The organism is Pedobacter sp. AJM (assembly GCF_002197755.1).
Classification (GTDB): domain Bacteria; phylum Bacteroidota; class Bacteroidia; order Sphingobacteriales; family Sphingobacteriaceae; genus Pedobacter.
Genome location: NZ_NHOT01000004.1, coordinates 62,709 through 85,250, shown reverse-complemented (window position 1 = coordinate 85,250; position 22,542 = coordinate 62,709). Strand labels below are relative to the sequence as shown.

19 protein-coding genes are annotated in these 22,542 nt (G+C 38.0%); 12 read left to right on the top strand and 7 right to left on the bottom strand.

Going from position 1 to position 22,542, the window contains the following annotated elements:
* Positions 1 to 31: 31 nt before the first annotated feature.
* The 3 genes from recQ to CBW18_RS11295 all read left to right on the top strand — a co-directional run bounded on the left by recQ (position 32) and on the right by CBW18_RS11295 (position 3,835).
* On the top strand, positions 32 to 2,221 hold the full coding sequence (gene recQ, locus CBW18_RS11305; RefSeq protein ID WP_088301444.1) for a DNA helicase RecQ: 2,190 nt from the start codon (positions 32 to 34) through the stop codon (positions 2,219 to 2,221).
* Between the two features lie 82 nt (positions 2,222 to 2,303).
* Complete coding sequence (gene kdsA, locus CBW18_RS11300) at positions 2,304 to 3,116, top strand: 3-deoxy-8-phosphooctulonate synthase (RefSeq protein ID WP_088301443.1); 813 nt, start codon at positions 2,304 to 2,306, stop codon at positions 3,114 to 3,116.
* 2 nt (positions 3,117 to 3,118) lie between these two features.
* Positions 3,119 to 3,835: a YqjF family protein gene (locus CBW18_RS11295; RefSeq protein ID WP_088301442.1), complete on the top strand. Its 717-nt coding sequence runs from the start codon at positions 3,119 to 3,121 to the stop codon at positions 3,833 to 3,835.
* Between the two features lie 28 nt (positions 3,836 to 3,863).
* On the opposite strand, the gene CBW18_RS11290 is transcribed toward CBW18_RS11295, so the two are convergent.
* Together CBW18_RS11290 and CBW18_RS11285 are read right to left on the bottom strand one after the other, a co-directional pair.
* A complete protein-coding gene (locus CBW18_RS11290; protein ID WP_088301441.1) occupies positions 3,864 to 5,750 on the bottom strand; it encodes an OmpA family protein in 1,887 nt (628 codons plus the stop codon).
* A 37-nt stretch (positions 5,751 to 5,787) separates the two neighbouring features.
* The gene (locus CBW18_RS11285) at positions 5,788 to 6,411 is read right to left on the bottom strand and encodes a 7-carboxy-7-deazaguanine synthase QueE (protein ID WP_088301440.1); all 624 of its coding nucleotides are present in this window, start codon (positions 6,409 to 6,411) and stop codon (positions 5,788 to 5,790) included.
* 105 nt (positions 6,412 to 6,516) lie between these two features.
* On the opposite strand from CBW18_RS11285, the gene CBW18_RS11280 reads away from it, so the two are divergent.
* Positions 6,517 to 6,852 carry a Rieske 2Fe-2S domain-containing protein gene (locus CBW18_RS11280; RefSeq protein WP_088301439.1) on the top strand — a complete coding sequence of 112 codons (336 nt, stop codon included), beginning with the start codon at positions 6,517 to 6,519 and terminating at the stop codon, positions 6,850 to 6,852.
* A 605-nt stretch (positions 6,853 to 7,457) separates the two neighbouring features.
* Here CBW18_RS11280 and CBW18_RS21565 read toward each other — a convergent pair.
* From CBW18_RS21565 to CBW18_RS11245, 5 genes are all read right to left on the bottom strand, one after another.
* Positions 7,458 to 7,607, bottom strand: coding sequence for a DUF6364 family protein (locus CBW18_RS21565; protein WP_216359227.1), 150 nt, complete (start codon positions 7,605 to 7,607; stop codon positions 7,458 to 7,460).
* Positions 7,608 to 7,754: 147 nt separating this feature from the next.
* Positions 7,755 to 8,636, bottom strand: coding sequence for a bifunctional 5,10-methylenetetrahydrofolate dehydrogenase/5,10-methenyltetrahydrofolate cyclohydrolase (locus tag CBW18_RS11265; protein WP_088301438.1), 882 nt, complete (start codon positions 8,634 to 8,636; stop codon positions 7,755 to 7,757).
* Between the two features lie 86 nt (positions 8,637 to 8,722).
* Positions 8,723 to 10,510 (bottom strand): translation elongation factor 4, encoded by a 1,788-nt coding sequence (lepA, locus tag CBW18_RS11260; RefSeq protein ID WP_088301437.1) that lies wholly within the window; start codon positions 10,508 to 10,510, stop codon positions 8,723 to 8,725.
* Positions 10,511 to 10,748: 238 nt separating this feature from the next.
* Complete coding sequence (locus CBW18_RS11250) at positions 10,749 to 12,173, bottom strand: MATE family efflux transporter (protein WP_088301435.1); 1,425 nt, start codon at positions 12,171 to 12,173, stop codon at positions 10,749 to 10,751.
* A 335-nt stretch (positions 12,174 to 12,508) separates the two neighbouring features.
* Complete coding sequence (locus tag CBW18_RS11245) at positions 12,509 to 12,928, bottom strand: thioesterase family protein (protein ID WP_088301559.1); 420 nt, start codon at positions 12,926 to 12,928, stop codon at positions 12,509 to 12,511.
* 295 nt (positions 12,929 to 13,223) lie between these two features.
* On the opposite strand from CBW18_RS11245, the gene CBW18_RS11235 reads away from it, so the two are divergent.
* From CBW18_RS11235 to CBW18_RS11200, 8 genes are all read left to right on the top strand, one after another.
* Positions 13,224 to 13,412, top strand: coding sequence for a hypothetical protein (locus CBW18_RS11235; RefSeq protein ID WP_088301433.1), 189 nt, complete (start codon positions 13,224 to 13,226; stop codon positions 13,410 to 13,412).
* A gap of 63 nt (positions 13,413 to 13,475) precedes the next feature.
* On the top strand, positions 13,476 to 13,697 hold the full coding sequence (locus tag CBW18_RS11230) for a hypothetical protein (RefSeq protein WP_088301432.1): 222 nt from the start codon (positions 13,476 to 13,478) through the stop codon (positions 13,695 to 13,697).
* 286 nt (positions 13,698 to 13,983) lie between these two features.
* Positions 13,984 to 14,268, top strand: a complete 285-nt coding sequence (gene rpsO, locus CBW18_RS11225) for a 30S ribosomal protein S15 (protein ID WP_029285581.1) — start codon at positions 13,984 to 13,986, stop codon at positions 14,266 to 14,268.
* Between the two features lie 176 nt (positions 14,269 to 14,444).
* A complete protein-coding gene (pnp, locus tag CBW18_RS11220; protein ID WP_088301431.1) occupies positions 14,445 to 16,580 on the top strand; it encodes a polyribonucleotide nucleotidyltransferase in 2,136 nt (711 codons plus the stop codon).
* A gap of 205 nt (positions 16,581 to 16,785) precedes the next feature.
* On the top strand, positions 16,786 to 17,457 hold the full coding sequence (gene rpe, locus CBW18_RS11215) for a ribulose-phosphate 3-epimerase (RefSeq protein WP_172406503.1): 672 nt from the start codon (positions 16,786 to 16,788) through the stop codon (positions 17,455 to 17,457).
* Between the two features lie 74 nt (positions 17,458 to 17,531).
* Entirely contained in the window at positions 17,532 to 19,943 is a 2,412-nt protein-coding gene (locus CBW18_RS11210) for a TonB-dependent receptor (RefSeq protein ID WP_088301430.1), read from the top strand.
* Positions 19,944 to 20,359: 416 nt separating this feature from the next.
* Complete coding sequence (gene serC / locus CBW18_RS11205) at positions 20,360 to 21,433, top strand: 3-phosphoserine/phosphohydroxythreonine transaminase (protein WP_088301429.1); 1,074 nt, start codon at positions 20,360 to 20,362, stop codon at positions 21,431 to 21,433.
* Between the two features lie 61 nt (positions 21,434 to 21,494).
* Positions 21,495 to 22,445 carry a D-2-hydroxyacid dehydrogenase gene (locus CBW18_RS11200; protein ID WP_172406502.1) on the top strand — a complete coding sequence of 317 codons (951 nt, stop codon included), beginning with the start codon at positions 21,495 to 21,497 and terminating at the stop codon, positions 22,443 to 22,445.
* The last annotated feature ends 97 nt before the right edge of the window (positions 22,446 to 22,542 follow it).

Genomic DNA, 22,542 nt, shown 5'->3' with positions numbered 1-22,542 from the left:
AAAAATAGCATCGCATATTTTATTACACAAAATGGACGTGAAAAAGTCGTTATTTGATAACCTGCAAAATTTCTTTGGGTTTGATAATTTCAAAGGTGATCAGGAGTCGATCATAACAAATATTCTAGAAGGCAACAACACTTTTGTGATTATGCCAACGGGCGGAGGGAAGTCTATTTGCTATCAGTTGCCAGCGCTAATGAGTGAAGGAACGGCAATTGTGATTTCGCCTCTTATTGCATTAATGAAAAACCAGGTGGACCAGTTGAGGGCATTTGGAGGAAATGACAGCATTGCGCATTTCCTGAATTCATCCTTAAACAAATCCGAAATTACACAAGTTAAATCTGATCTGCTCAGCGGGCAAACCAAGTTATTGTATGTGGCACCGGAATCTCTGGCCAAGCAAGATAATATTGAGTTTCTAAACCTGATTAAAATTTCTTTTGTTGCAGTTGATGAGGCACATTGTATTTCTGAATGGGGTCATGATTTCAGGCCGGAATACCGCAAAATTAAGCAGGTAATTGCTGGCCTGGGTAATAACATTCCCATTATTGCACTTACGGCTACAGCCACGCCAAAGGTTCAGCAGGATATTATGAAGAATCTGGGGATGTCTGAAGCCACACTTTTCAAATCATCTTTTAACCGCCCCAACCTTTTTTATGAAATCCGTCCCAAGCGCGATATCAATAAAGAAATCATAAAGTATATCAAATCCAATCCGGGTAAATCCGGTATTATTTATTGCCTCAGCCGTAAAAAGGTAGAGGAAGTAGCCGAAGCTTTAAACTTAAATGGTATCAGTGCTTTACCTTATCATGCAGGATTAGATCCTAAAGTGAGGGCAGAAACGCAGGACAAATTCCTGATGGAAGATGCAGAAGTGATTGTGGCTACCATCGCATTTGGTATGGGGATCGATAAACCGGACGTTCGTTTTGTAATTCATCACGATGTTCCGAAGAGTATGGAAGGTTATTACCAGGAAACGGGAAGAGCTGGTCGTGATGGCGGAGAAGGCATCTGTATTGCATTTTATGCGCAGAAAGACGTAGATAAGCTGGCCAAGTTTATGAAAGATAAGCCGGTTTCTGAGCGTGAAATTGGTACACAAATACTAAAAGAGGTTATTGATTACGCCGAGTCAGGGGTTTGTCGCCGGAAACAAATCCTGCATTATTTTGGAGAAAATTTCAATGAAACAGGCTGCAATTGCATGTGTGATAATTGTAAAAAACCCAAAAAACAATTTGATGCCGAAGCACAACTTACAACCCTGCTTAAATTTATTGAAAAAACCGGAGAAAAGTTTGATGATGCGCATTTGCTAAATGTTTTCTTAGGCTTGGAAACTGCGCAAACTATTGCCTATGAACATAGTAAGGTGCCTGAGTTTGGAATTGGTAAGGAAGAAGGAATATTGCTCTGGAAATCTGTGATCAGACAGGCCGTGCTGAATAACTTCCTTTTCAAAGACATTGATAATTATGGATTATTAAAACTAACCAAACAGGGAAAAGATTTTATTATCAATCCTTATAGTTTGAAGTTTGTTCTGAATGAACCTATTGAAACAGGTACAGACGATGATGACGATGATGTAAAACAAGGTTCCGGTGCTTTGGATACACACTTACTGCAGTTGCTGAAAGATTTGCGTAAAAAAATTGCCAAGCAAAAGAATGTTCCGCCATTTGTCGTTTTTCAGGATCCGTCTTTAGAAGAGATGTGTACGCACTATCCCATCACTACGGAGGAAATCAAACAAATATCCGGCGTTGGTTCCGGTAAAGCCATGAAATTTGGTACGCCTTTTATTGAGCTGATCAAAAAGTATGTAGAGGATAATGACATTGAACGGCCGATTGATCTAATTATTAAAACGCAGGCGAATAAATCGCAAATGAAAGTTTCCATCATACAGAATATTGACCGTCAAATTGGTCTGGAAGACATTGCCGATTCAAAAGGGATTACTTATGAAGAAATTTTGAAAGAGGTAGAATCCATTGTAAACTCCGGGACAAAACTTAACCTCAATTATTTCATTGATGAAGTGATTGATGATGACCGGCAGGATGAAGTATATGATTATTTCAGGGCAGCCGAGAGTGACTCAATTGATGAGGCACTGAATGAGCTGGGTGAAACAGATTATACCCGCGAAGAAATTCAGTTGATGCGAATTAAATTTATGTCAGAATTAGGAAACTAAAAAATAGATATGAGATAGGAGAAGCCAGATTTGAGATAAACTCACATCTTACATCTCACATCTCACATCTCACATCTCAAAAATGATAAACTATCTAGATAATATAAAAAATACCGATTCCGGAAATTTCTTTTTAATGGCTGGTCCATGCGCTATCGAAGGCGAGGACATTGCCATGCGCATTGCCGAAAAAATAATTACCATTACTGATCAACTTCGGATTCCCTATATTTTTAAAGGTTCATACCGTAAAGCAAACAGAAGTAAAGGAAGCTCTTTTACCGGAATCGGAGATGAAAAAGCCCTTCGGATTTTGGAAAGAATCGGCCGTGAATTTGGTGTGCCAACTGTTACAGACATTCATGAAAGTGATGAAGCCGCAATGGCGGCCGCTTATGTAGATATACTGCAGATTCCCGCATTTCTTTGTCGCCAGACTGATTTGTTAATTGCTGCTGCTCAAACTGGAAAAGTGGTTAACGTAAAAAAAGGTCAGTTTCTTTCTGCGGGCTCCATGAAATTTGCAGTAGAAAAAATTAAAGAAGCCGGGAATGATAAGGTCATATTAACGGATAGGGGAAATACTTTTGGCTATCAGGATCTGATTGTGGATTACCGTGGTTTACCTGAAATGCAAAGTTTTGGTGTTCCGGTAGTGATGGACTGTACACATTCCTTACAGCAACCCAATCAAAGTAGTGGTGTTACAGGAGGGAAGCCTGAATTGATATCAACCATAGCTAAAGCGGCAATTGCAGTTGGTGCTGATGGTTTATTTATTGAAACGCATCCTGATCCGGCCAATGCAAAATCAGACGGTGCGAACATGTTGCACTTAGATTTACTGGAAGAAACATTAGTTAAGCTGATTCGTATCAGACAAGCCATTTTATAATTTTGAGTAAATCTAAAGTATTCCTTACCGCAGAATGGAGAAAGCTTGCTTTGGCACAGTATGAGGTAGATCAGGCGATTCTTGAAAAATACCTGCCACCAAATACTCTCCTGGATGACTGGCAGGGAAAATTCTATGTTAGCCTGGTAGGTTTTATGTTTGTAGACGTAAAATTGCGTGGATTAAATATTCCTTTTCATACCAATTTTGAAGAAGTTAATCTGAGATTTTACGTCAAGTTTAAAGATGGTAATGAATGGAAACGGGGTGTCGTTTTTATTAAGGAAATTGTTCCCTTGCCCGCCATTACTTTTGTTGCGAATACCCTTTACAAGGAAAATTATCAAACTCTGCCTATGAAGCATGTTTGGACAGCCAAAGAAAATCAGCTTCAGGTGGAGTACCTCTGGAAGGCTAAAAAATGGAATAGTTTCTCCATTACAGCATCTTCAAAAACAGTAGATATCCTGATGGGTAGTGAAGAAGAATTTATTACTGAACACTATTGGGGTTATACCAAAATTGGTCCGGATAAAACTTCTGAATATGGCGTGGAACATCCCCGCTGGGAAGTTTACCCGATTAAACATTATGCTATACATGTAGATTTTAAGGCAAATTACGGTGAGGATTTTGCATTTCTAAATGGTGCCGAACCGAATTCAGTGATGCTGGCTGAAGGATCTGAAATCAGGGTCATGAAAGGAAAGAAATTTTAATCGGAATGCCTGATGACACCTGTTTCATTTAAATTTTGGTAATTAAAAAAGAAGTACGTCGATTGCTTTTCCTACCCATTTCCGTTTTATTATCCTGAAGCGGTTTGTCAGCCCCAAAACCTTTAAAAGTGAGGCGATTAGCTTCAATATCATTCTTAATCAGATAATTATATACAGCATTTGCCCGGTCAAAGGATAGTTTTTCGTTTAATTTGTTATCGCCAACATTATCCGTATGCCCCTGGATTTCGATGTGAACACTTGCGTTTTGCTGTAGGAAATCAATCAATAAATTCAATTCGCGTATGGATGCTGGAAGGAGATTATATTTGTTTGTATCGAAGAAGATATTTTTGAGCGTAACGTTTCCTCCAGGTTTAATTTTTTCGATGTAAACTTCAACCTCATAAGGTTTGCTCATATCACCTTGCTTTAACTCAAAATTTTCTGAATAAAACAGATAGCCTTCTGCATTTACGTTAAAAAGGTAATTGCTCCCAACAGGCATTACGGCTAAAAACTGACCTGTTTCGGGATCTGTATCATCATCAAAAACAGCGCGGTTAGTTTTCAGGTCAATTACCTGAACATTGCTTTCAATTGTTTTTTTGGTGTCCTTATCTCTTACAATTCCTTTAACATAAGAAACTTTCAGGGGTTTTGCAGTTTCCGGAATTCCGAAACGATAAATATCCTGAAGGCCGAAACCATTGCTTAAATTAGAAGAAAACATGCCAAAACTGCCGTCTGCACTTACAATAAGTCCATTTTCATCTTCGAATGAATTAATCGGATACCCCATATTAACAGGCTTTTCAAACTGTCCCTGTTCATTCATCCTGCTGTAGAAGATATCTTTATGGCCAAAGCCTGGCCAGCCATCCGATGAAAAGTATAGTGTCCGGCCATCCGCGTGCAAAAATGGTGTGTTTTCGTCAGCAGGTGTATTGATGCTTGGTCCCAGATTAATAGCAGGTCCCCATTTTGCTTCATCAGTAATGTTGCATTTCCAGATGTCATATCCGCCCGACCCACCAGGGCGATTACTGATAAAGTACAGTGTTTTTCCATCCGGACTGATGGCAGGTTGTGATTCCCAATATTCTGAGTTAACAGGCTTTCCCAAATTGTATGGTTCGCCCCAATCATTTCCTTCCCGATGGGAGACGTAAATATCACATCGGCCTAATCCATCTGGGCGGTTACAGCCTGTAAAGAATAAATATTTGCCATCGGGAGATATGGTTTGTGCGCCCTCATTATACTTTAAAGTATTAATTTTAGGAGATAATGGTACTGCTTCATTCCATGTATGATTTTTAAACTGCGAAGTCCAGAAGTCTTCATTGCCGCCTATTTGTCTTGTAAAAATTAATGTTTCTCCGTCTGCCGTTAATGCAGGAAAATATTCAGCATTATTCGTATTCACCCCCTGACCCAGATTGGCAGGAACAAAGTTTACAGGTTTTTTAATGGCTAAGGAAGCAAAATCACAGTCAAGCAGGTATTTTCTCGCTTTTTTTGCCCTGTCTGAAGAAGCATCCAACATTAAAAAAGCATTGAAATGTATTTTCGCCTGTTCAAATTCCTGTGTTGCAAATTCAGTTTCAGCAAGGCTGTAAATCACTGCCGGAGCGACGTTTTTATGAATTAAAACCGACTTTTGGTAAGCCGATTTTGCTTCCACATATTTTTTTTGCAGTTTCTGCACATTGGCCAGAAGAATATAAGCTTCCTGAAATAATGGGTCAGCATCTACAGCACTTTTAAGTACCCGTTCTGCTTCAGCATAATCCGATTTTTCAATAAACGGACCAGCATTTTCAAATAATTGCTGTGCTTTTTTATGATTTGAAGCCTGAGAAAAAACACTGAGACTAATAGCAATGAAAAAAAGGGTAAAGTAAAGCCTCATAAACAACATATTGGTTATTAAGCTAATGTATTGCTTTTTAAGGGATATTTAAAAATTTATGCGTTTGAAGTGAAATTTCCCATCTTGGATTAGCCATTACGTATTCAATAATCAATGGGGTAATTTCTTTTGATTTCGACCACTCCGGCTGCAGGTATAATTTGCAGGTTGGAGATACCATTGCCGCATATTCTTCGGCCCATTTGAAGTCACTTTTATTGAAAACGATAACTTTTAATTCGTGCGCAAAAGGGGTGATATCTGGTCGAGGGGCTTTAAATTTCTTTGGCGATAAACAAATCCAATCCCAGTTTCCGGAAAGGGGGTAAGCACCAGAAGTTTCGATAAAAGTTAAAATGCCTCTTTCTTTTAGCTTGTTAGTTAAATAATCCAGGTTATAAATTAACGGTTCACCACCCGTAATAACCACCGCTTTCCCTGGAAACTTGTCTGCATGTTCAACAATCACATCAGCAGGTGTTAACGGGTGCATTTCGGCATCCCAGCTTTCTTTCACATCACACCAATGGCAGCCCACATCGCAGCCACCCAGGCGAATGAAATAGGCCGCTTTGCCAGTATTAAATCCCTCGCCTTGTATCGTGTAGAACTCTTCCATTAAAGGAAGTAATGTGCCGTCTTCTGGTATCTGTTGTTTCATTTTTGAGGATGCAAATATCCTAAAAAATATGGTGGAAATGTTCCTCATCTAAAAATTAATGCAAAGATGAAATAACACTGATATTTAAATTCTTATTTTAGGTCAATGAAGTGGTTTAAAGCGTTGAATAAAGTTCAAATTCCTGCTATTGATTCAATTATAACCGTTGAAGTCAATGGAAAACAGCTTTGTATCATTAATAATGATGATAAAATTACAGCGACACAATCTCATTGTCCGCATGCTGGTGGTCATTTTTCTGGTGGCTGGTGCAAAAATGGTCATCTGATTTGTCCGATTCATCGCTATGAATATGATTTAGAAAGTGGAAGAGGAGCAGAAGGGCAAGGAGATTACATTAATCTTTATCCAACAGAGCTTCGGGAAGATGGATTATATATTGGTTTTGAGGAGAGTTGGTGGAGTAAGCTTTGGGATTGATGAATAAAAGAACAAGGAGCAAATAAAAGAGAAGGGTTGGTTTGAATTCTTGATCTTTGCTCATTTACCTTTGTTCCTACCGCAAATGTTTTTTAAAAAACTCCTGGCAATTTAAAATTTCCAGTTCTGCAAAATAAAAATCTTTAATATCCTCTGTAATGATGCAGGTGCAACCAACTGCTTCCGCTGCATAATATTCCAGGCCATCTTCAACATCGTGGATGGATTTATTTGTAATGTATCAAAAACACCTTTTGATGTATTTCCTGCAATTTTAATATGCTGACAGAGTAAATCGATTTTCTGCTTCGCCAATTGAGGTTTATGTTTCTTTTCAGCAAAGTAAAAAGCAATTGCCAAAAAAGCGGCGAAGTGTAAACTTCAAATTTTGGATGTGATGCCAAACTCAAAATCCTCGAAGAATATGTAAAAAGCGGGTACTCTTTATTTAAAACGGAAATAAGCACATTTGCATCTAAAAATATCTTCATCAATTACTTTTTAGAAGAAAAGAATTCATCTTTTGATGCCTTTCGGCTAGCTTTTACTGTTTTTTTATATTCTACTTCTCCCTCTGCAACCATACTTACCCACTCAGAAATGGACTAATCTTCAAGGGATTTATAATCACCGGATGTAACTTGGATTAGTAAATGCTCAATTAAGCGGGATAAGCTAATGTTATGATCAGCAGCATATTTTTTAGCTTTTGTAACCACATCCCGGTTAAAGCTTAAGGTAAGTTTCGAATCCATAACATCATGTTTACGAACAAATATAATTGCTTTACGTATAATAAAAAGTATTTACACGTAAAAAAGGCAACTCAAATGTTTGAATTGCCTTTGTGATTTTATAATGATGAGATTTTACCTTACTCCCTCAACCTTTATAGCCTCTACCTAGTTATAGATTTCTTTCCTTGCTGAGGCGAGTGTATTTTTCAGTAAGCCAACAATTGTCATTAAACCAACGCCACCTGGAACAGGCGTGATGTAAGATGAAATCGGCGCTATATTTTCAAAATCTACATCACCATAAAGCTTAAAGCCTGATTTTGTTTCTGTAGACGTTTCACGGTTAATACCCACATCAATGATAATTGCACCTGGTTTCACCATATCAGCAGTGATGAAGTTCTTTTTACCAATGGCTGCGATGATGATATCTGCCTGTAAAACCTGCTCCTTCAAATCTTTTGTACGGGAGTGTGTGAGTGTTACGGTGCAATTTCCGGGATTAGCATTACGCGCCATTAAAATACTCATCGGACTGCCTACAATATTACTTCTACCGACCACAACGCAATGCATCCCGGTGGTGTCAATGTTATATTCCTGCAGCATCAATAAAATGCCATAAGGCGTTGCCGGGATAAAGCACGGTAAATTACGCATCATTCTACCCAGATTAACAGGGTGGAAGCCATCCACATCTTTTCTATGGTCAATTTTTTCGGTAACTTTTTCAGGATCTATATGCTTTGGTAAAGGTAATTGAACAATTAACCCGTCCACATCCTCATCCTGATTAATTTCTTCAATTTTTGCCAGCAATTCAGCTTCTGTCACCGAGGTATCGTATCGGTGAAGTGAAGATTTAAAACCTACCTTTTCACAGTTTTTCATCTTACTAGCTACATAGGTCTCGCTTCCACCGTCGTTACCAACTAAGATAGCGACCAAATGAGGTTTGCGTCCGCTTTTATTTAAAAATTCTGCAGCCTCTTCTGCAATCTGAACTTTAACTTTTTCTGATACGTATTTACCGTCTAATAATTTCATTCTTATGAGATGTGAGACACTGGATATTAGATTTGAGATTAGACGGTTATCATCTCAAATCTCAAATCTAATATCTCAAATCTATTTTAATCCAATTTCAAAACTGCCATAAACGCCGTTTGTGGAATTTCTACATTTCCAACCTGGCGCATGCGTTTTTTACCTTTTTTCTGTTTTTCTAACAACTTACGTTTACGTGAAATATCGCCACCATAACATTTAGCAGTTACATCTTTACGCAAAGCACTAAGCGTTTCGCGTGCGATTACTTTAGCACCGATAGATGCCTGAATTTTAATTTCAAACTGCTGACGCGGAATTAATTCTCTCAGTTTCTCGCAGATTTTCTTTCCGAAATCGTAAGCATTACTGCGGTGGATCAAAGATGATAAAGCGTCAACCGGTTCATCATTCAATAACATATCTAAACGAACCAAATCTGATTTACGGTAACCGGTCTGGTGGTAGTCGAAAGAAGCATAACCTTTAGAAATTGTTTTCAGTTTATCATAGAAATCGAATACAATCTCACCCATTGGCATCTCAAAAATAAGCTCTACCCGATCAGATGTCAGGTAAGACTGGTTCACGATAATACCACGTTTCTGTATACAAAGCGACATTACAGGCCCTACAAATTCAGCTTTGGTAATGATATTGGCTTTGATATAAGGTTCTTCAACTGAATCCAGTTTACTTGGATCTGGTAAGTCGGAAGGGTTGTTAACAATAATTTCATCGCCTTTAGTGGTGTGCGCGATGTAAGATACGTTAGGAACCGTAGTGATTACGGTCATATCGAATTCACGCTCCAAACGTTCCTGGATAATCTCCATGTGCAGCATGCCCAGGAATCCGCAACGGAAACCAAAGCCTAAAGCTGCTGAACTTTCCGGTTCGAAAACAATAGAGGCATCATTCAACTGTAACTTGTGCATCGCTTCGCGAAGTTCTTCAAATTCATCAGTGTCAACAGGATAAATACCCGCAAAAACCATTGGTTTAACCTCTTCAAAACCCTGAATAGCATCTAACGATGGTCTTGCAACAGTGGTAATGGTATCTCCAACCTTCACTTCACGGGCTTCTTTGATTCCTGAGATAATATAACCCACATCGCCTGTTTTGACCACGTTACGTGGCGCCATATCCAGTTTTAAAATACCCACTTCATCAGCCAGGTATTCCTTGCCTGTGTTAATAAATTTTACTTTATCTCCTTTTTTAATCTCACCGTTAACTACTTTGTAATAGGCGATAATCCCTCTGAATGAGTTAAAAACAGAATCGAAAATCAATGCTTGGAGTGGCGCTTCCGGATCACCGACAGGTGCTGGAACCCGGTCTACAATGGCTTGAATAATATCAGGAATACCCATACCAGTTTTGCCGGATGCGGGAATAATATCCTCACGTTTACAACCAATTAAATCAATAATCTGGTCTTTAACCTCTTCTGGCATGGCACCTGGTAAATCCATTTTATTTAAAATCGGGATGATTTCAAGGTCATGCTCTAAAGCCAGGTATAGGTTCGAAATGGTTTGTGCCTGAATACCCTGAGAAGCATCAACAATAAGCAAAGCACCTTCGCATGCCGCAATTGAACGCGAAACTTCATACGAAAAATCGACATGTCCGGGGGTATCAATCAGGTTGAAGTTATATTCAATATCTCCAACTTTATAATTCATTTGTATGGCATGACTTTTAATCGTAATGCCCCGCTCGCGCTCCAAATCCATATTGTCGAGCAATTGCGCCTGCGCTTCACGCTGCGAAATCGTCGCTGTATATTCTAATAACCTATCAGCCAAAGTACTCTTACCATGGTCGATATGTGCAATAATGCAAAAATTACGTATATGCTTCATCTTTGCGCAAAGATATAGTTTTTAATGGAATTTGTAAGATGGAAAAATGGCTGGTTTTTTAAATATTTGAAAAGCAAATTCAGTAGTTTTAAGTGAAGGTCGTCCTGCTTTTGCTGCTCCTGATGAAAAAAACGCAATATACTTCATCAGGTTTATGTAGCTCAGAGCAGTTATCCTTTTTTTGTTTTCTGTGCAATCCATGTTTCGGTGGCTGGTTTTATTGGTGGTTAAGTTGATTTTAAACCATCGTTTTCTTCCATTTACCTTTTTTGAATAGAATAAAAGCGGCAATTGCAATACCAATTTCAGCGGTGGGGATGGCTATAAAAACACCTGTTGGCCCCATATCCAGGTATTTAGCAAGGAAGTATGCAAACGGAATCTGGAACAGCCAGAATGCAAAAATATTAATTTTAGTAGGTGTCCAGGTATCGCCTGCACCATTGAAAGCACTGGTCAGCACCATTCCCATCCCATATATAACAAAACCGATACTTAAAATCCTTAGTGCCCTGCTGGCCATATCAATAACCTTTTCATCCGATGTGAAAAACGCAGCGAATAAATGACCGCAGGTTAGGAAAAGTACACTTACCACCACCATAAAAACCAGAATGTATTTCATGGTTTGATAAACAGATTTTTCAGCGCGATCGATATGACCAGCACCCAGGTTCTGGCCAACTAAAGTGGCGGCAGCATTACTCAATCCCCAGGCTGGTAATAAGAAAAACATCATTAATCTCAGTGCGGTCTGATAGCCAGCTGATCCTTCATCTCCGCCAGTTGTGGCCACTAATTCTGCTAAAAATACCCAGCTGCAGCTTGCTATAACAAACTGGAAGATAGCAGGGGCAGCTATTTTTACAATGGCCTTGATTTGTTCGAAATCAGGAATGAAATGACTGATTCTGATCTTCAAAGCGTTTTTACCATTGAATAAATTGTATACCTGATAGGTTACGCCTAAACCACGACCAATGGTTGTGGCAATGGCTGCACCTGTTAATCCAAACGCCGGAATAGGACCAAATCCATTAATAAAAACAGGGCAGAGGATGATGTTGGCAATATTGGCGATCCATAAACTGCGCATGGCGATGGCAGCATTTCCAGCACCTCTGAAAATACCATTGATTAAGAACAACAAAACAATGATGATGCTTCCCCCCATCATGATGCGGATAAAAGTTGTACCATGATCAGCAGTTTCGGCAGATGCACCCATGAGCAAAAGAATATCCCTTGCATAAATCAATCCGGCAATGCTGATTAAAATATTTACAGCCACCGCTATAATTATGGTTTGTATTCCGGCCTGAGCTGCAGCTTCCGGATTTTTCTCGCCGATTCTTCGTGATACTACTGCTGTAGCAGCCATGCTTAAACCTATTGCTAAAGAATAAATGATGGTCAGAACGGATTCAGTTAGGCCTACTGTTTGTATAGCATGGCTGCTGTTTTCCAGGTGACCTACAAAATATAAATCAACTAAAGCGAATATAGATTCCATGGCCATTTCCAGCATCATTGGAATGGCTAATAAAATAATTGCCCGTTTTATACTGATTGAGGTTAGATCCACTTCATTTCCCTTTAAGGATTGTACTAATACCTCAAAAAAGGAAGATAGTTTGCCCCGTGTCTTTATTGACTGTGACATATGTAATAATATAAAATGTAATGAATAAATGAATGAAACGCGGCTAAGCGTATATTCGTGAATTTTAAATGGGAGGGAAATCCTCGGTTAACTAAAACCTCAAACGGATCGCAGATACTATCATGGTTCTGTTCTTTTTGATAAGGCAAAGATAAATAAATTTCCTGTCTGTCAAATTTTAATGGTTGATTTTTAGTAGTTTGATGAATTTATTGCCACAGAACCACTGAAAACATGGAATTATATCATTGAGTTGAGAATGCTGGATTAGGTTTGAGGCTCAGGATATATTTGTGAAACACTAAATCTTCGGACCTCGGTCTTCTGACGCCCAACTAAATACTATACGCTTTAATCATTTCTTCAGTCACTTTTGTTCCACGACTGGTGTTTAAATCAATTAAGACATAATCGAAAATTCCATCGGATGCAACTTTGCCCGTTTTTTTATTGATAATTTCGAACTGAACAGCACAACCTTTATCATGCATCGTTAATATGCCTGTTCTGATCAACATTAAATCATTCATCAAAAGTGGGCGTTTAAAGTTAATGTCTACATGGCTAACTACCCAGCCTAAACCTTGTTTAGTGAAGTGCTCCCAAGGCATTCCATAAAACTTTTCCATTTGCTCATAACGGGCTGCCAATACATAATCCAGGTATTTGCTGTTATGCACATGGTTAAACATGTCTATGTCGTCAGGGCGTACGCGAAGTTCGCTTTCGAAAATGCTGAATTGATTCTTTTCCAAGGGTAAAAGTGTTTTGTACAAAAGTATTAAATAACCGTTCCAATGTAAAGTATTAGTTTCTTTTTCGTATTTTTGATATGAAATGGGAAAGCTAACTTTATATGATATTTCAACTCCTCGCGAAATAATTGCGGAAGAGCGTGAAAGTGTTTATTTAAGTCATACTCCGGAGCAACGTTTTCTTAGCGTGTTGCATCTCAATCACATTTCAATGGTTATGAATGGCAGTAGGCCTTTAAAATCTCCTCAAGGCAAAGGCCTGGTCATTCGTAAGCCAGCCATATAATTTCCGTATATGTCTTTTGATAAAGAAAACCCAGAAATGCTTTTGCTGTTGGCAACTTTTCAACAGTTTGATTTACATTATTTAATTATAGGTGGCTTTGCTGTAAACCGTTATGATTATAACCGTACTACAGGAGACCTGGATATATTTAAAAGATACAAAAGAAAACAGGCAAAACTTAATTTATGCACTGGATAAAATGGGTTATGGCAAATACGACATGTTATTGATGTTCCGATTATTGAGCGATATTACGAAGTGATGATGGATGATGGGATGTATGCAGATTTAATGACAGATATTCCCGGATTGGATAAAGATAATTTTGATGAATATTTTCAAATGGCAACTGTGGATGAAATAAATGGGATTAAAGCCAGATTTCTTCATTATAACCATCTCCTTGATAACAAACGCGCTACGAATAGACCGAAAGATCAATTAGATGTTTTAGAACTGGAGCGTATTAATAAGAAAAACTAAGTTTTTTGCATAATCTTATTTTTCTAAACCCGATTTAGCGGAAATCCTTTTGCCGCAATTTCAGAATGAGATGGCTTCGTTATTCCTCCTCGCAAATATGACAAATGAACTAAGACAGGCAAAAATATTGCAGGGAGGGTGGCACTGAAGTAACAAACTAAGAAATAGCGTTACTTTTGAAATGATTTAACGATCCAGCAATTAAACAATGCTTTGCTACTATGTAAAAAATCTTTATCTTTGCGGCATTATTAATTAATTTTATACACTTTAATATTATTCAAGAATGTATTTAAGTTCAGAAAAGAAAGCCGAAATTTTCAAAACACACGGCGAAGTAGAAACCAACACGGGTTCTGCTGAAGGTCAGGTAGCGTTGTTTACATACCGTATTGCGCACTTAACAGAACACTTAAAGAAAAATCGTAAAGATTTCTCTACCCAGTTGTCACTTCAAAAATTGGTAGGTAAACGCCGCGGTATTTTGGCTTACTTATACAAAAAAGATATTGAGCGCTATCGTGCTATCATCAAAGCTTTATCGCTTCGTGATATCATTAAACAAAAATAAGCGTAATTTTATCATTAAAAGCCATTCTCTAGAATGGCTTTTTTACTTTCCTGTTAAATATTTTGACGGGATTTATTATAGATAGGGTTTTTTAATCTTATCTTCGTTTGCAAAAACAAAAACATATATAAACAACGGTGTGTAGAAAGAGGAAAACACACCACAATTCTAATTAAATGAATGTAATAAAAAAATCGTTCGATTTGGGCGATGGCAGAACAATTGAAATTGAAACTGGTAAATTAGCCAAACAAGCTGATGGTTCGGTAGTAGTGAAAATGGGCGATACCATGTTGTTAGCAACAGTAGTATCAACTGTAGGTGCTAAACCAGGAACTGATTTCTTACCATTATCAGTTGATTATCAGGAAAAATATGCGGCTACCGGCCGCATTCCAGGTGGATTTTTACGCCGTGAAGCAAGGTTATCAGATTATGAGGTTTTAATTTCCCGTTTGGTAGACAGAGCTTTACGCCCTATGTTCCCTTCTGATTATCACTCTGATACGCAAGTGATGATTTCATTAATTTCTGCTGATAAAAATATCCTTCCTGATTGTTTAGCCGGTTTAGCTGCTTCAGCTGCATTAGCTGTATCAGATATTCCTTTTAACGGTCCGATTTCTGAAGTACGTGTAGCTAAAATTGACGGCAAATTGGTGATCAATCCATATGCAAGTGATTTAGAACGTGCCACATTAGAATTCATGGTTGCAGGTTCTGCAAACGATATCGGTATGGTTGAAGGTGAGTGCGATGAAATTCAGGAAGATGAAATGGTTGAAGCTTTAAAATTTGCACATGCTGCCATTAAAGTTCAATGTGCGATTCAGGTTGAATTAACTGAAGCAACAGGTAAAACTGTAAAACGTGAATATAGCCATGAAGACCATGATGCTGATTTAAGGGCTAAGGTTTTTGCTGATACTTATGATAAGGTTTATGCAGTAGCGAAATCCGGTTCAAATAAAGATGAGCGTAAAGTTGGCTTTACAGCGATTATCAATGAGTTTTTCGAGGCGATGCCAGAAGATACTGCAGATTTAACCAAAGCAATGGCTAAACATTATTACCATGATGTGCAGTACGATGCGATTAGAAATCTGTTATTAGATGAAGGTATTCGTTTAGACGGTCGTAAAACGACAGAAATTCGTCCGATCTGGAGTGAAGTTGGTTATTTACCTGCTGCTCACGGTTCGGCGGTGTTTACCCGTGGCGAAACCCAATCATTAACATCAGTTACTTTAGGTAGTAAAGATGATGAGCAAATGATTGATGGTGCTTTCTTCAATGGTTACCAGAAATTCTTATTGCACTATAACTTCCCGGGTTTCTCAACAGGTGAGGTTAGACCGAACAGAGGTGCTGGTCGTCGTGAAATTGGTCACGGTGCCTTAGCGCAACGTTCATTGAAAAAAGTATTGCCACAGGGTGATGCCAATCCATATACCATCCGTATCGTTTCTGATATTTTAGAATCAAATGGTTCATCATCAATGGCAACTGTTTGTGCTGGTACACTAGCATTGATGGATGCAGGTATTAAAATCAAATCTCCGGTTTCCGGTATTGCAATGGGTTTAATCACTGATGAAAAAACTGGTAAATATGCCATCCTTTCTGATATTTTAGGTGATGAAGATCACTTGGGAGATATGGACTTTAAAGTAACCGGTACTGAGAATGGTATTGTTGCTTGTCAGATGGATTTGAAAATCAATGGTTTATCTTATGAAGTTTTAACTAAAGCTTTATTGCAGGCTAAAGAAGGTCGTTTACACATCTTAAATGAGATGAAAAAAACCATCAGTCAGCCGAATGAAGATTATAAACCACATGCGCCACGTATCGTTTCTTTAACTATTGAGAAAGAATTTATCGGTGCAATTATCGGCCCTGGAGGAAAAATCATTCAGGAAATGCAACGCGAAACCGGCGCTTCCATCTCTATCGAAGAAGTTGATGGTAAAGGAATCGTAGAAATTTTTGCTGATAATAAAGCAGCTATCGATTCAGCTGTTACCCGTATCCGTAACATCGTGGCTAAACCAGAAATTGGTGAAGTTTACCAGGGTAAAGTAAAATCGATCATGCCATTCGGTGCTTTCGTTGAAGTGATGCCAGGTAAAGATGGGTTATTACACATCTCTGAAATTTCATGGGAGCGTTTAGAGACTATGGATGGTGTATTGAAAGAAGGTGATAAGATCGAGGTTAAGTTATTGGATATCGATAAACAAGGTAAAATGAAACTTTCACGTAAGGTTTTATTGCCAAGACCAGAGAAACCAGCTGCGCCACAAGCATAGCAAAAAGTCCGAAGTCTATAGTCAGATTTCGGGAGATATATGAGCCCTTTCAGTTTTACTGAAAGGGCTTTTTTATTTATATAATGTTAATTTCAATCTTTCGGACTAAAAAACTTTCACAGTTCTTTTGTAACTTGCATCTTAGTAAATCGTATTAACAAATAGTCATTGCTCCGTGTCTCGCAATGAAGGAAATATAAAAGAAATGAAATACATCATCGCCCCATCCATACTTTCTGCAGATTTTGGCAATTTACAACGTGATATCGAAATGATTAATCAAAGTGAGGCCAACTGGTTTCATGTGGATGTAATGGATGGTGTTTTTGTGCCAAATATTTCTTTCGGTTTTCCGGTCATGGCTGCAGTTAAAAAGCATGCAACTAAACCTTTAGATGTTCATCTGATGATCGTCGATCCAGATAAATATGTACAGGAATTTGCAGCTGCTGGTGCAGACCGGATAACGGTTCATTATGAGGCTTGTACACATTTACACCGAACTATTCAATTGATAAAGGCATCGGGCTGTAAGGCTGGCGTGGCTATAAATCCCCATACACCGGTTACTTTGTTGCAGGATGTTATTGAAGACCTGGATTTGGTATTGATCATGTCAGTAAACCCGGGTTTTGGCGGACAGCAATTTATCCATAATACTTACAAAAAAATCAGTTATTTAAAACAATTGATTCAAGGCATTAACGAAGATTTAATTATTGAGGTTGATGGTGGCGTAGGTTTACAAAATATTGCTACATTAGTATTAGCAGGTGCTAATGCTTTCGTGGCCGGAAATGCAATTTTTGCTACAGATAATCCTAAGGAAACCATTTCTAAAATGAAAAGTCTGACGCAAAATAGTTTAAGCGTTTAAGCATGCCTTTGGCTTTGGTCAGGTTGATCGCTCGAAATTTCCAATGTCTGATAATTTCATCTTGATACTAAAAAATGCTCCAGATTAGGCTAACCCTTTTAATGTTAATGGCTTGTTGCGGCATTGCAGTTGCACAGCCTTTAGTAAGGGTCTCAGGGGTTGTTTATAATGAGCGTAAATTGCCTTTATCGCAGGTTACGGTTATTGTATTGGGACAGGCGCAATCAACAGTTACCGACGAATCGGGCAAGTATACTGTCTATTCAAAATCAGAATCATTTAGCATTAAATATTCCCTCTTGGGCTATTTGCCACAGGTTTTAAAGTTTAATACACATTCAGGTGTACGGCTAACACAAGATATAAACCTGTTTGCCAATATTAATGAGCTGGAGCAGGTAAATATCACAAACAAACAAAATCAGCTCAGCAATACCACCACCATCAATATCGCCGATGTAACTTCTATGCCAATGGTTTCAGGTAATTTTGAAACGATATTAAAAACTTTGCCGGGCGTTTCTACCAATAATGAATTAAGTGCGCAATACAGTGTGCGGGGGGGTAATTTTGATGAAAATTTAATATATATCAATGATATAGAAATTAACAGGCCTGTTTTAATTCGTAACGGGCAGCAGGAGGGCTTGAGCGCTATTCATGCCGAACTGGTGAGTAAGGCTAAGTTTTCTGCTGGTGGATTTGAAGCCAGGTACGGAGATAAACTTTCTTCAGTTTTGGACATCAGGTATGATAAGCCTGATAGTAACCAGACCATGCTGAGCGCCAGTTTTCTAAATACCTCATTAGCAACGAAACGGATTTTTAAAAGGAGTTTTTTCCTAGCAGGTTTTCGGTATAAAAATAATTCAAGTGTGCTGACTAAGCAAGATGAAAAAGGGAGTTACAGTCCTCACTTTGCCGATGTACAACTCCTGTATCAATATGAGTTTTCTCCAAAATTAAGCATCAGTGTTTTAGGTAATTTAAATATGGGCCGGTTTAAACTTTTACCTACCAACCGTGAAACCCAGTTTGGAACATTGAACACAGCCCTTCGACTGGATATGGAATATACAGGCCAGGAAATTGATGACTATCAGACATTTGGTACCGCAGTTACGGCAACCTATGCCCCACAACCCAATCTGGTGATTAAATTAATCAATAGTTACTTTAATACCATCGAGCGGGAACAGTTTGATATTACGAGCAACTATGTTTTTGGTAAAACTGGCCAGGGAATTTTTAATCACTCGGAGCAGAATAAAAGCACAGGAGTTTATTATAACTACGGAAAAAATAACCTGAATACGCAGATTTTTGCTACTGAGCTTAAGGTTGATCAAAACTTTAATAACCATTTATTTTCCTGGGGTTTAAAGCTGGATCAGTCGCATTATAAAGATCAACTAAATGAATACAGTTATACTGATTCATCAGGCATCATTCAGCTAAACGCGAATAATAAGGCTTTCAATAATATAGTTAAGGCAGAAAATAATATCAGTATAAAAAATTATAGCGCTTATATTCAGGATAGTTATTCTCTTTCAAACTATGCAGAGTTACAGTTAGGCACCCGTGCTGCATACAATACCTTAAGCGGTCAATTGATCATCAGCCCGAGAATGTTAATCGCCTACCGGCCAAATTCCAACAACAAAATCCTGAGGTTTGCCGCAGGTGTATATAAACAACCACCTTCATACCGTACACTCCGGGATTTTTTCGGGGAACTGAATACCAGCCAGAAAGCACAAAGTTCTTATAATACATCACTTGGGTATGACTATGCATTTGATGCCTTTGGGGCTCGTTTAAAGTTTACTTCCGAAGCATACTTCAAGTATTCGGATCGGTTAATTCCTTATAAAATTGATAATTTAAGAATCAGGTATTTGGCTAATGAAGTATCAAAAGGATATGCTTATGGTGCTGATTTTAGTGTTGGAGGTGAATTTGTAAAAGATTTAATTTCCTATTTCCGGATGTCGATCATACAGGCCAGCGAAGATATTATCGGAGATCGTTATATACAGAACGGACAAATCATTTATCCCGGATATATGAAACGCCCTACCGACCAAAGACTGAATTTTTCCATTTTCTTCCAGGATCGGTTATTAAACAGCCCAACCTATAAAGTGCATTTAACTGCAATGTATGGTTCGCGTTTACTCATCGGACCGCCACAAACACCAAAATATCTTGATAAATTTTTTATTCCCTCATACAAGCGTTTAGATATCGGTTTTTCTAAAGATTTTCTAGATGATGTTGCCATACATAAGCCTAAATTTTTAGATCAGAATTTTAGTTCGGTGATCCTGTTTTTTGAAATTTTTAACATGTTAAATATTAACAATACCGCATCTTACCTGTGGTTGAATGATGTTGATAATGTACAATATGCAATTCCGAACTATTTAACCGGAAGGCAGTTTAATTTGAAGTTGATTGTGAAGCTGAAAAATAAAACTTAAAAAACAGCATTAAATATTGTAGAAATCCTGATAATATCGGATCTGATTAATTTAAAGAAGGAGCAGAAATACCTTTTATTTGTAGCAATTTTAAATTAAGTTCATGTTGAGTAAAATCTCCGGCAAACGATGAAACAACTGTTTTTAGCAGGCTGAAGTTGCTTTTTTGTCAGCTGCGCTAATCTTTGTAAAAGATTATAGCATATGGCGGGATTGCTTTAACTCAACTGAGACTGCTTTCCTTTTCAAATTGTTAATACACCACTATTTACCATTTTATATAATTGCAAAAACGTTAATAAAATCATCAATATGGCCACATTTTTTAACAATATTTAATTTTTTATGATACGATTTTATGGACATAACTCCTTTAAAAATTTTACATTTACGGCCATAAAACATTATATAATAAGATGAAGCATAATTTTGGCGCAGGCCCTTGTATTTTACCTCAAGAAGTGTTTAAACAAGCTGCACAGGCAGTTTTAGATTTTAACGATGGATTATCAATTTTAGAAATTTCACACAGAACAACCGAGTTTGAGGCCGTTGTTGCTGAAGCTGGAAAATTGGTGAAAGAGTTACTGAACGTGCCATCGGGTTATTCCGTTTTATTTTTACAAGGCGGCGCGAGTTTGCAGTTTGCAATGGTTCCCATGAATTTATTGGGTGATGGACAAACGGCCAGTTATTTAGATTCGGGCGTTTGGGCTACTAAAGCCTTAAAGGAAGCTAAATTCGTAGGAAATGTAAATGTTGTGGCTTCCTCAAAAGATGCAAACTATACATTCATTCCGAAAGATTACGAAATCCCTGCTGATAGTGCTTATTTCCATTATACCTCTAACAACACCATTTATGGAACAGAGCTTTTCGACGTTCCTGAAACGAAGGTTCCTGTGGTTTGCGATATGTCATCAGATATTATGAGCCGCGTTATTGATGTTTCAAAATTCGATTTAATTTACGCCGGAGCACAAAAAAATATTGGTCCTGCAGGTTTAACTATCGCGATTGTAAAAGATGAAATTTTAGGTAAAACAGGACGCAAAGTGCCATCAATGCTTAATTATCAGTCTCATATTGATAATGATTCCATGTATAATACCCCTCCTGTTTTCTCTATCTACGTGGCTTTGCTTAATCTTCGCTGGTTAAAATCTAAAGGTGGTGTAGCTGAAATTGAAAAAGAAAACAAGCAAAAAGCTGAGGCACTTTACCGGGAAATTGACCGCAATCCTTTATTTAAAGGAACCTGTGCAGTTGAAGACCGTTCCAGGATGAATATTTGTTTTGTGATGGAAAATGCTGAATTGGAAAAACCATTCCTGAAATTTGCAGAAGAACAGGGCATCGTAGGTATTAAAGGTCACAGAAGCGTTGGCGGTTTCCGGGCATCAATGTACAATGCATTGCCTATTACAAGTGTACATGCCCTAATTGATGCCATGCAAACTTTTGAAGAAAAACAAGCGAAAGCAAATTAATTAAAATTATAATCACAGATTATCAGTGTAATCCTGGTAATCTGTGCAATCATAAATAACAATGATTAAGATACTAGCAAACGATGGAATAGATCCTATCGGTAAAGAACTATTAGAAAAAGCAGGTTTCCAGGTAGATACAGAAACCATTCCACAGGATCAGTTGGCGGAAGCTTTAAAAAATTATGATGCCATTACGGTACGTAGTGCCACAAAAGTCAGAAAAGAATTAATTGATGCCGTTCCGAATATCAAATTGATTGGTAGAGGAGGCGTTGGTATGGATAATATTGATGTGGAATACGCACGTAGTCAAGGTGTTGCGGTGGTAAATACACCTGCTGCCTCATCATTGTCAGTAGCAGAATTGGTTTTCTCTCATTTATTTACGGGGATCAGGTTCTTACAGGATGCTAACCGTAAAATGCCAGTTAATGGCTCTACAGAATTTAATAATCTTAAAAAAGCTTATGCTAAAGGGACTGAACTAAGTGGAAAAACCATTGGGATCATTGGTTTCGGTCGTATTGGTCGTGCAACGGCTAAAGTGGCTTTAGGATTAGGCATGAAAGTACTGGCCTATGATTTATATCCCTCTTCATCTGAAATAACTTTGGAATTTCAGGGAGGGCAATCAGTGAGCATTCCCATCCAAACCGTTTCTTTTGATGAAGTAATTGCCGGAAGTGATTTTTTTAGTTTGCATACGCCTTTTGCTGATCAACCTATTTTGGGCGCAGAGGAGTTTGCTAAAATGAAAAATGGTGTGGGGATAGTAAATTGTTCACGTGGAGGAACTATTGATGAACCGGCGCTGATTGAAGCTTTAAATTCAGGTAAAGTTGCTTTTGCAGGTTTAGATGTTTTTAATAATGAACCAACACCTTTGGCAGAGATTTTAACACATCCTAAAATTTCTTTAACACCGCATATTGGTGCATCAACCAATGAAGCGCAGGAACGTATCGGTACCGAATTGGCGACTTTGATAATTGAGCATTTTAAGAAGTAATAAATTTTTCATCCTTAGCCTGTCGAAAGACAACTGTGTTTCGACAGGCTTAACATGATATTTTGATTAATCCAAAGCATTCGTTAATACCCAATAA

What these genes read in the sequence shown, in the direction of transcription:
- recQ (WP_088301444.1), top strand. Translation starts at nt 32, where the DNA reads ATGGACGTGAAAAAGTCGTTATTTGATAACCTGCAAAATTTCTTTGGG.
- kdsA (WP_088301443.1), top strand. Translation starts at nt 2,304, where the DNA reads ATGATAAACTATCTAGATAATATAAAAAATACCGATTCCGGAAATTTC.
- CBW18_RS11290 (WP_088301441.1), bottom strand. Translation starts at nt 5,750, where the DNA reads ATGAGGCTTTACTTTACCCTTTTTTTCATTGCTATTAGTCTCAGTGTT.
- CBW18_RS11285 (WP_088301440.1), bottom strand. Translation starts at nt 6,411, where the DNA reads ATGAAACAACAGATACCAGAAGACGGCACATTACTTCCTTTAATGGAA.
- CBW18_RS11280 (WP_088301439.1), top strand. Translation starts at nt 6,517, where the DNA reads ATGAAGTGGTTTAAAGCGTTGAATAAAGTTCAAATTCCTGCTATTGAT.
- CBW18_RS21565 (WP_216359227.1), bottom strand. Translation starts at nt 7,607, where the DNA reads ATGGATTCGAAACTTACCTTAAGCTTTAACCGGGATGTGGTTACAAAA.
- CBW18_RS11265 (WP_088301438.1), bottom strand. Translation starts at nt 8,636, where the DNA reads ATGAAATTATTAGACGGTAAATACGTATCAGAAAAAGTTAAAGTTCAG.
- lepA (WP_088301437.1), bottom strand. Translation starts at nt 10,510, where the DNA reads ATGAAGCATATACGTAATTTTTGCATTATTGCACATATCGACCATGGT.
- CBW18_RS11250 (WP_088301435.1), bottom strand. Translation starts at nt 12,173, where the DNA reads ATGTCACAGTCAATAAAGACACGGGGCAAACTATCTTCCTTTTTTGAG.
- CBW18_RS11235 (WP_088301433.1), top strand. Translation starts at nt 13,224, where the DNA reads ATGTCTTTTGATAAAGAAAACCCAGAAATGCTTTTGCTGTTGGCAACT.
- CBW18_RS11230 (WP_088301432.1), top strand. Translation starts at nt 13,476, where the DNA reads ATGATGGATGATGGGATGTATGCAGATTTAATGACAGATATTCCCGGA.
- rpsO (WP_029285581.1), top strand. Translation starts at nt 13,984, where the DNA reads ATGTATTTAAGTTCAGAAAAGAAAGCCGAAATTTTCAAAACACACGGC.
- pnp (WP_088301431.1), top strand. Translation starts at nt 14,445, where the DNA reads ATGAATGTAATAAAAAAATCGTTCGATTTGGGCGATGGCAGAACAATT.
- rpe (WP_172406503.1), top strand. Translation starts at nt 16,786, where the DNA reads ATGAAATACATCATCGCCCCATCCATACTTTCTGCAGATTTTGGCAAT.
- CBW18_RS11210 (WP_088301430.1), top strand. Translation starts at nt 17,532, where the DNA reads ATGCTCCAGATTAGGCTAACCCTTTTAATGTTAATGGCTTGTTGCGGC.
- serC (WP_088301429.1), top strand. Translation starts at nt 20,360, where the DNA reads ATGAAGCATAATTTTGGCGCAGGCCCTTGTATTTTACCTCAAGAAGTG.
- CBW18_RS11200 (WP_172406502.1), top strand. Translation starts at nt 21,495, where the DNA reads ATGATTAAGATACTAGCAAACGATGGAATAGATCCTATCGGTAAAGAA.